Annotated in this window: 3 protein-coding genes and 1 pseudogene; 2 read left to right on the top strand and 2 right to left on the bottom strand. The window is 69.1% G+C overall.

What is annotated here, in order from left to right; all coding sequences use genetic code 11:
• The first annotated feature begins 373 nt into the window (after positions 1-373).
• Positions 374-2,116 (top strand): ATP-binding protein, encoded by a 1,743-nt coding sequence (locus GVN21_RS09135; protein ID WP_166574421.1) that lies wholly within the window; start codon positions 374-376, stop codon positions 2,114-2,116.
• A 3-nt stretch (positions 2,117-2,119) separates the two neighbouring features.
• On the opposite strand, the gene GVN21_RS09130 is transcribed toward GVN21_RS09135, so the two are convergent.
• Positions 2,120-4,051 carry a PAS domain-containing protein gene (locus GVN21_RS09130; RefSeq protein WP_240902840.1) on the bottom strand — a complete coding sequence of 644 codons (1,932 nt, stop codon included), beginning with the start codon at positions 4,049-4,051 and terminating at the stop codon, positions 2,120-2,122.
• A gap of 78 nt (positions 4,052-4,129) precedes the next feature.
• Positions 4,130-4,585, bottom strand: a pseudogene (locus tag GVN21_RS20550) (GAF domain-containing protein); the annotation flags it as partial.
• A 126-nt stretch (positions 4,586-4,711) separates the two neighbouring features.
• Here GVN21_RS20550 and GVN21_RS20840 point away from each other — a divergent pair.
• Complete coding sequence (locus tag GVN21_RS20840) at positions 4,712-6,790, top strand: alpha/beta fold hydrolase (protein WP_240902830.1); 2,079 nt, start codon at positions 4,712-4,714, stop codon at positions 6,788-6,790.
• Positions 6,791-6,829 lie beyond the last annotated feature (39 nt).

Below are 6,829 nucleotides of genomic sequence, written 5' to 3'. Positions count from 1 at the left end.
CTCCCTGAGGGAGGGGGTAGGGGGGGGGGTTTACGGTGTCGGCCGCGTAAACCCTCTCCCTCCCACCGCTGCGCGGCGGGTCCCTCCCTCTCCCTCAGGGAGAGGGTTAGGAGCCAGGCCGCCTTCATCGATCGTCCGCCACCCCGAAAAAACACCCACCCACGGCCCACCGCCGGGCGCCCGAAGTCTCCCCCCAGGCTCACCCACGGGCCACCCGATGCCCACCGGCGGGCCACCGACGTTCCCCAACAAGCCGTTGATTTCCTTCAGAAGCCGCCGCCACGGGCGGCTTTCTCGCATTTTGCGCCCATCGCACGCGGCTCAACCCGTCCTTAAGCCCGCCACTATAGCTTGCGCTCTCGGAGGGGACCTGATGACCGACGCAGAAGACTGTCGGCGCGACGCCGCCTATCGCGCCATCGCCGCAATCCGGGGCAAGGACCTGATTCCCCGGGTGGCCTTTGGCGCCTTTATTGGGCTGATCGGCTGGATGCTGGCGCCGGGGTTCACCGCCCCGGCCTGGTTCGCCGCCGTCATGCTGTTCCAGGGGCTGGACCACCTGATCTCCGCGCCCTGGCGCCAGTCGGACCGCCGGCTCAGCCGCGTCCGCCGCTGGGCCTACCTGATCAGCATGACCTTCAACGCCTTCCTCTATTCGGCCCTGGCGGTGATCCTCTGGTTCCAGGGCACGGCGGTGGGCATGGCGTTCGCCCTGCTGGCCCTGTGCGGCTCGATCATCAACAATGCCCTGCAGATGGCCCAGACGCCGCGCGCCCTGCCCGCCGTGCTCGGCCCGCCGGCCCTCTACATCGTCAGCCTGCCGCTGATCACCGGCGTGATCAGCCCCGAGCCCGACATGCTGAAGATGGCCCTGATCAGCTGCGGCGGGGCGGTCTATGTCCTGCACGCCCTGATGGCGGTGAAGCGGATCTGGACCACCAACCGCCAGATGGAGGCGGCCGTCGCCGACGCCCAGCGGGCTAACGCCGCCAAGAGCGACTTCCTGGCCACCATCAGCCACGAGATCCGCACCCCGATGAACGCCGTGGTCGCCGCCGGCGGCCTGCTGCGCCGCACAGAGCTGACCGCCGAGCAGGCGGGCCATGTCGACATGCTGGGCAACGCCTCGGAGGTGCTGCTGGGCCTGCTCAACGACGTGCTCGACCTCTCCCGCATCGAGAGCGGCAAGCTGGAGGTCGACAGCGCCCCCTTCGAACTGGTCGAGAAGCTGTCGGCGGCCGCCCGGCTGTGGAGCGCCAAGGCGGCGGACGGGGTGGTGCTGCGGTTTGAGCCGGTCGGCCTGCCCGGCCTGATCGTCACCGATCCCCTGCGCTTCCAGCAGGTGATCTCCAACCTGCTGTCCAACGCTACCAAGTTCACCCGCCAGGGCCAGATCGTGCTGCGCGGCGGGCGGGCGTCCGGCCCGGACGGCGAGCGGCTGTGGATCGAGGTCGCCGACACCGGCTGCGGCATGGACCCGGCCACGGCCGAGCGGGTGTTCGGCAGCTTCGAACAGGCCAGCAGCGGCGTCACCCGCCTGCACGGCGGCACGGGCCTGGGCCTGGCGATCAGCCGGCGGCTGGCGCGGCTGATGGGCGGCGACCTGACGGTGGTCAGCCGGCCGGGCCAGGGCTCGGTGTTCAGCTTCGTCATCCCCCTGCGCATGGCCCAGGCCGCGCCAGGGCTGGACCACCAGGCCGAGGCCGCCGACTGGGACGGCGCGGTGCGGGTGCTGCTGGCCGAGGACCATCCGGTCAACCAGCAGATCGTCCGCCTGATGCTGGAGCCGCTCGGCGCCGAGGTCACCGTGGCCAAGGACGGCGCCGAGGCGGTGGCCCTGGCCGGGGAACGGGCCTTCGACGTCATCCTGATGGACATGCAGATGCCGGTGATGGGCGGGGTCGAGGCCACCGCCTACATCCGCGCCGGCGCCGGCCCCAACGCCGACACCCCCATCCTGGCCCTGACCGCCAACGCCCTGTCCGAGCACCGCGCCCAATGGGCCGCCGTCGGGGTCGACACCTTCATCACCAAGCCCGTGGAGGTCCACGTCCTGCTGGCCCACATCGCCGCGGCTGTGGCGCCCGCGCCGCAGGCCGAGCGGATCAGCGCCTGATGGTCAGCGCAGCAGCCGTTCCACCCGCGCCGTCAGGTCGCGGATCGCGAACGGCTTGGTCAGCACCTCCATGCCCCGCTCGATATGGCCGTGGTTCAGCACCGCGTTCTCGGCGTATCCGGTGATGAACAGCGTCTTCAGCTCCGGCCGCAGGGCCCGCGCAGCGTCCGCCACCTGGCGGCCGTTCAGGCCCCCCGGCAGGCCGACGTCGGTGATCAACAGGTCGATCCGCCCCTGGGCCTGCAGCACCGCCAGGGCGCTCGGCCCGTCGGAGGCCTCGGCGCAGGCGTATCCCAGCTCGCTGAGCGCATCGACGATCAGCATCCGCACGGTCGGCTCGTCGTCGACCACCAGCACCACCTCGCCGGCCGACTGGCTCTCGTCGATCGGCGCCGCCGTTTCCTCCAGCCCGACTTCTTCCTCGCCCAGGTGCCGGGGCAGGTAGAGGCAGACCATCGTTCCCTGCCCCACCTCGCTGTAGATCCGCACATGGCCGTGGCTCTGCCGCGCGAAGCCGTAGACCATGGACAGACCCAGGCCGGTGCCCTGCCCGATCGGCTTGGTGGTGAAGAAGGGGTCGAAGACGCGGTCCAGGATGGCCTTGTCGATCCCCGTCCCGGTGTCGCTGACACAGACGGTCACATACTGCCCCGGCTCCAGCCCGTGCTCCTTGGCGGTGCGCCGGTCCAGCCACTTGTTGCCGGTCTCGATGGTGATCCGCCCGCCGTCCGGCATGGCGTCGCGGGCGTTGATGCAAAGGTTGAGGATGGCGTTCTCGAGCTGGTTGTCGTCCACCAGGGTCGGCCATAGCCCGCTGGCGGCGATGGTCTCGACCTCGATGGACGGCCCCACCGTCCGCCGGATCAGCTCCGACAGCTCGCCCATCAGCCGGTTGATCACCAGCGGCTTGGGCGTCAGCGTCTGGCGCCGCGAGAAGGCCAGCAGCCGGTGGGTCAGGGCCGCGGCCCGGCGGGCGGCGCCCTGTCCGGCCTGGAGGTACCGCTCGACGTCGCTGGTCCGCCCCTGGCTGAGCCGGGAGCCGATCATCTCGAACGCCCCGCTGATCCCGGCCAGCAGGTTGTTGAAGTCGTGGGCCAGGCCGCCGGTCAGCTGGCCGACCGCCTCCATCTTCTGGGCCTGGCGCAGCGCCTCCTCGGCGGCGGCCAGCCGGGCCTGTTCCTCCAGCCGCTCGGTGACGTCGAACACGAACTGGTAGGCGGCCGCTACCTTGCCGTCCGCGTCCCGCAGGACGTTGAACCGCATCTCGTAGCTGCGCCGCTCGCGGTCGGGATCGCCGAACGTGTCGACCTCGATGAAGGCCTCGCCGGCCAGGGCGCGGTCCCAGACCGCCTTTACCACCGCCTGGCTCTCCGGCTGGTCGGCCAGGACCTCGAGCATGCTGTCGCCCACCTTGGGCCGCACGCCGAACAGGCGCTCGAACTCGTCGGCCGCGGCGCTGTTGATGGCCAGCCAGCGGTAGTCCTGGTCGGCCACCTGCACGAAGGCGGTGGCCCCCTCGACGATCTCGGCGAACAGCCGCCGCTCGGCCAGGGCCTCGGCGACCCGCCGTTCCAGGGTGGCGTTCAGCTCCTGCAGCGCCTTTTCCGCCCGCCGCCGCTCGGTGATGTCCTGGAACAGCACCGCCACATGCTTCTTTTCCGGCGGCTCCAGCCGGAAGCTGGACAGCGACAGGTAGCGGCCGGTGGCGACCAACTCCTGCTCGAAACGGATCGGCTCGCCGGTGCGCAGCACATGCCCATAGCGGGCGGCCCAGGCATCGGCCTCGTCCCCAACCATCTCGCGCAGCTTTTGGCCGACCACGTTGGGAATACCGGCGTGCCGCTCGTAGGCGGCATTGGCCGAGATATGGACATAGTCGCTGTCGGGACCGTGCGGCCCGTCGAAGAACTCGATGACGCAGAAGCCCTCGTCCATGGTGTCGAACAGGGCGCGATAGCGTTCCTCGTCCTGCTTGTGACGAGCCAGCGAGCGGCGCAGCTCCAGCTGGTTCATCACCTGCCGCGACAGCACCTTCAGGGACTGTTCCTGCAAGGGGGTCAGGGTGCGGGGCTTGGTGTCGAGGACGCAGAGGGTGCCGATCGGCGAGCCGTCCTCGGTCTTCAGTAGCGCCCCAGCGTAGAACCGCAGGCCCGTTTCACCGTGGACCAGCGGGTTGCCGTCGAACCGGGGGTCCCGGCTGGCGTCGCCGATCTGCAGGAAGTCGTCCTCCAGGATGGCGTGGGCGCAGAAGCTGGTCTCCAGCGGCGTCTCCCGCACGCCAAGGCCGACCTCCGCCTTGAAGAACTGCCGCCCATCGCCGACCAGGTTGACCACCGCGATCGGCGTCTCGCAGATCGCCGAGGCCAATTGCGCCACCTCGTCGAACTCCGGCTCCGCGGGGGTGTCGAGCACCTCGAAGCTGTAGAGCGCCGCCAGTCTGCGCTGCTCGCGTTCGGTGCTCTCACTCATGCCTGGACCGCCCGCCTCAAAACCACTTCCACCGGTCATAGCCTTGGTGGGAAGGCTTGGCTAACGGCCAATGTCGGAAAGGGTTCATATGGCGGCCCGGGCAAAGCTGTGGCTAGTCTGTCCTTCATGCGCAAAGCCCATTCACGCCCCTTCGCCGCCCTGCTGGCCCCGTTGTTGGCCGCCGCCCTGTTCTCCGGCCACGCCCTGGCCCAGACCGCGCCCGCCGTGCGCGAGCAGGGCGCCCTGGTCTTCGATGGCGTCCCAGAGACCCCAGCCGCCCTGCGCGAGGCGGTCGCCCCCTACTACAACGCCCGCTCGGCGACCTTTCAGGACTGGCTGCCCGACGGCTCAATGCTGATCACCACCCGGTTCGGCGACACCTACCAGGTGCACCGCGTCGCCGCCCCCGGCGCCGACCGCACCCAGCTGACCTTCTTCAGCGAGCCGGTGAACAGCGCGCAGGGCATCCCCGACGGCCGCTTCCTCTATCCCCGCGACGTCGGCGGAGCGGAGTACTACCAGGCCTTTCTGCGCCGCCTGACCGGCGAGGAAACCCAGCTGACCGCGCCTGGCACCCGCAACCAGAGCTTCGTGGTCAGCAAGGACGGCAAACTGGTCGCCTGGGCTCAAGTCACGCCGGGCAAGGCAGACTACGACATCATGCTGGCCGACCCCGCCCGGCCGGAAGGTCGGAGGCTGGTCTACAAGGGGACCGGCGCGATAGCGCCCATCGACATCAGCCCGGATGGCGGCCGGATCCTGCTGGCGAAATACATCAGCATCGCCGAAAGCCGGCTCTACGTCCTCGACATGGCCAGTGGCCGAGTGGACCCGATCGGTGTGCATGACCGCCCGGTGTCCTACGGCGGCGGCAAGTTCACGGCGGACGGCGCGGGCGTTGTGGTGATCTCGGACGACGGAGATGATCTGGCAGCGCTCGTCGTGATTGATCTGACGACCGGCAAGGAGCGCCCGCTGTCCTATCGGTTCGTCGTCGCGGACTGGGAACGGTCGGGGCAGTATCAGGAAAACGCGTGCCAAGGCGCCATTCTGAAAGACCCTCGGGCCCGCTTCGGACCCGAGTGCGCGCCACGCCCGCCCTATCAGTGGGGGGTTGAGTCCTTCACCCTCAGCCCGGACCGCAAGCAGGCTGCTTTCGTGACCAACACGGAAGGCTGGTCGAAGGTCGCTTTACAGGTGGTTGATCCGGCCGGTCTCAACGGTCCGCCCATGCCCGTTGAAATTGCCCTTCCCAAGGGTGTGGTCACCGCCATGGGTTTCTCGCCCGACGGTGGGCGGTTGGCGATTAGCTTCTCAACCTACGCCGGCGCGGGAGACGTCTGGGACTACGACATCGCCTCCAAGCGGCTGACCCGCTGGACCACCAGCGAGCTGGGCGGCCTCAACCCGGCCGGTCTGGTCGAGCCGGAACTGGTCCGATATCGCAGCTTCGATGAGCGGGCGATCCCAGCCTTCGTCTACCGTCCAGCACGCAAGGCCAAAGGCAAACTGCCGGTCATCATCCAGATCCACGGCGGCCCAGAGGCCCAGGAACTGCCCAGCTTCAGCGCCCGCCGTCAAAGCTGGGTCAAGGAGCTGAACGCCGTGGTGATCGTGCCGAACGTCCGCGGCTCCAGCGGCTACGGCAAGTCATACCTATCGCTCGACAACGGGGCCAAGCGCGAGGACAGCGTCAAGGACATCGGCGCCCTGCTCGACTGGATCGCCGCCCAGCCGGACCTCGACGCCGACCGCGTGGCCGTCGTCGGCCAGTCCTACGGCGGCTACATGGCCTTGGCTGTGGCCGGCCGCTACAACGACCGCATTGCCGGGGCCATCGACCTCTACGGTATCTCCAACTGGGTGACCTTCCTGGAAAATACGGAAGGGTATCGCCGCGACCTGCGCCGGGCCGAGTACGGCGACGAGCGTGACCCGGCCATGCGCAAGGTCTTCGACCAGATCAGCCCCACGTCTTACGTCTCGGCGATGAAGAAGCCGATGATGATCTACCAGGGCGCCAACGACCCCCGTGTCCCTCGCAGTGAAAGCGAGGCCATCGTGGCCCGCCTGCGCGCCCAGGGCACGCCCGTCTGGTACGTCCTGGCCAAGGACGAGGGCCACGGCATCGCCCGCAAGGGCAACCAGGAGGCGGTGCGGGCGACCGAGATCCTGTTCCTGAAACAGGTGCTGGGAGTGGAATGACGGGCTTGGCGATCTGTGCGGGCGGGCGCATAGCCATGG

This window comes from Caulobacter sp. SLTY (assembly GCF_009905535.1).
In the GTDB taxonomy this organism is placed as follows: domain Bacteria; phylum Pseudomonadota; class Alphaproteobacteria; order Caulobacterales; family Caulobacteraceae; genus Caulobacter.
This window is presented reverse-complemented; position numbering and strand designations above follow the sequence as displayed.